Raw genomic sequence first — 2,673 nt, 5'->3', positions numbered from 1 at the left:
GTGCTCTACCAGGCTGAGCTACGCTCCGTCAGTGGGCGGATGTTTAGCCCTTCTTTTCGGGCGGATCAAGCATAATCCGGCTGTTTCGGGGAAAAAATTCGATCAGTTGCCTTGCTTCGCATAAGGGTTGTTGGGGGATGAAATAAAATCGCCTGCGGGATGTGATTTTCTGGGGCAAAACAGAACAAGATCACGGGCAAGACGGCAACTGACAGTTGGGGGCGTGTTCGTCATGTTTGCATGCGGACTGGAGACGTCGCAGTTGAAGCGGGCAACTCCCGATTTTCTCAGCGAAACAGGATAACCTGCCAGGCGAGTTACAAATAGCTCGCCTAACATTGCATACACATTATATTCGAAGTTGCGCTCGAAACGCCTGTAGTGATTGGGCGACAGATAGATTCGCTAAAGCCTGAAGTTTGTCGGGAAGTTTTGATTTCTATGTTTACCAGTTTTATTCGTCCCAAGAATCTGTCTCAAAAATTGATGCGCGTGATTTTCTCCATCTATTTGGGGGTGTCTGCTCTTGTGACAGGTGGGCAGTTTCTCACTGAATATCTGAAAACGCAGGACTCGATCCAAGGCGAACTGGAACAGTTGGAACAAACCGTCAGGGACTCTGTTGCAACCAGCTTATGGCAATATAATCAAAAGCAACTCGACGCACTTGTTGTCGGGCTTCTCAAGATGCCAATTATTGTTGGTGTCGATATATTCGATAATAACGCGAAGGTTCTTGTCTCAAGGCGGTCATATGAGGAAGGTGCAGCCCCACTGTCACTTTTTGACACGGAATCTGAACTGTCATGGCTTCTGAACAATACAAAAATAGCGTTGGGGACGCTTAAACTTTACTCGTCTTCTCAGGTGGTTCTGGACCGTGTCCTGTTCGGGTTTGCGCTGATTGCGATTACGGCGATTGTCAAACTGACTGTCTTGTTCCTGTTGTTCATTTGGGCGCTGGACCGCTTTCTTGCCAAGCCATTGAAAGAATTGATGTCACAGGTTGACGAGGTCCAGCTTGGTGAAAAAGGCAGGGAGCGCATCAAACTTTCCGTTGTTGAAGAAAACGAAATCAGCAAGCTTCAAGAGCATATGAACAAGATGCTCTGCGCGATGGAAAACGCGCAGAATAAGTTGCTCCAGGATGAACAGAGCAAGCGGATGTGGCTTGAGGAAGCCGTCGCAAAGCGGACAGAGGAACTACAGGTACTTAATGACAAGCTGCGCGACCTTGCGGCTTATGATTCTCTGACCCGGGCACTGAACCGTGGCAGCTTTATTGAAACGGCGAGGCAAATGCTTGTTCAGGCGCGTTCAGATAAATCAGCTGCGTCATTCATTCTGATGGATCTGGACCGTTTCAAGGCCATCAACGATACATACGGTCATTTCGCTGGTGACCAGGTTCTTATTCACTTCACCCAAGCGGTTCAAAGATTGCTGCGTGAAAGCGACCTTTTCGGTCGTCTCGGCGGTGAGGAATTTGCGGTGTTCCTGCCGGATACAGGTATTGATGAGGCCGTCAGGCTTGCCGACCGTCTAAGGCAGTCAATTGGCGAGGCCAAGCTGGAAGTTGATGCTCAAACAATCACCTATACAGTAAGCCTTGGTGTTTCGTCGTCCCGTCATGGCGATGCTTCTATTGAGGAACTGTTTAAACAGGCTGATGTGAAGCTTTACGGTGCCAAGGAAAAGGGACGCGACCGTGTTGAAATGTAAAAACGTGAAGCCTTTGTCAGTCCTGCTGGCAGTTCTTCTTGTAGCTGGTATGTCCGGCATTGCACGGGCAGATACGCTCAAGGTTTGCTACGACCAGTGGGCACCGATGACGATCTTTCCTGCTGATGGCGAGGCCGGACGTGGTGTCGTGATCGATATGCTTGACGAAATATACGCGTCAAAAGGCTATGGCATTGAATATTACGAAGTCCCTTTGGCGCGTGGGATCGCCATGGTTGCGGACGGCGGCTGCGATATGTTGCCGGAATATGTGTATGTCAAAGAGGCGGAAAAGGATGTCGTGTACGCCGAGGAAAAAACATTTGCCTACACAACGGCCTTCGTTATCCGTCGAAACGATCCTTGGCGCTATGACGGTATCCAATCAATAGTGGGCAAGCGCGTGGCGACCGGCCCCGGTTGGGATTACAGTGCGGCCAGCATCAATTATCAGAACTATATCGATAATCCGGAAAACGCCGAGTTTGTTGAAGTGATTTCCGGCTACGATGATGTGGTGGACCGGATATTCACCATGATCAAGGAAGGCCGTGTTGATCTGTATGCAGATAACGAACTGGTTCTTCAGTATGTTTTAAATCGTCTGGGCATGAATGACGATCTGCAGGTTGTGCGACCGGGGCTGGAAAAGAAGCTGGTCGAAAGAGCAATCTTTTCGAAAAAAATGCCTGACGAGCGCAGGCATGAACTTATCAGGATATGGAATGAGGGGCGCATCGCGATGAAGGGAGAAAGAGAACAATTCTTCCTGCAGAAATATGATGTCACCTTTGAGGAATAGGGCGCAGCAGGTGCCAGTGTCATCCACGATGGCGCAAAGGTACGGTGTCTGGAATGCCTGAACGAAAAACGCCCCAGCATTTCTGCTGGGGCGTACGACCTTGATATTTCTATCAAATTTGGTCGGAGCGAGAGGATTCGAACCTCCGA

2 protein-coding genes are annotated in these 2,673 nt (G+C 49.5%); both read left to right on the top strand.

Annotated elements, in window-relative coordinates:
- The first annotated feature begins 381 nt into the window (after nucleotides 1-381).
- A complete protein-coding gene (locus tag TH30_RS21870) occupies nucleotides 382-1,722 on the top strand; it encodes a diguanylate cyclase (RefSeq protein WP_220150360.1) in 1,341 nt (446 codons plus the stop codon).
- Nucleotides 1,709-2,524: a substrate-binding periplasmic protein gene (locus TH30_RS21865; protein WP_220150359.1), complete on the top strand. Its 816-nt coding sequence runs from the start codon at nucleotides 1,709-1,711 to the stop codon at nucleotides 2,522-2,524. Before TH30_RS21870 ends, TH30_RS21865 begins: the two co-directional genes overlap by 14 nt.
- Nucleotides 2,525-2,673: the final 149 nt, after the last annotated feature.

Source organism: Thalassospira profundimaris, assembly GCF_003326795.1.
In the GTDB taxonomy this organism is placed as follows: Bacteria; Pseudomonadota; Alphaproteobacteria; order Rhodospirillales; family Thalassospiraceae; genus Thalassospira; species Thalassospira profundimaris_C.
This window is presented reverse-complemented; position numbering and strand designations above follow the sequence as displayed.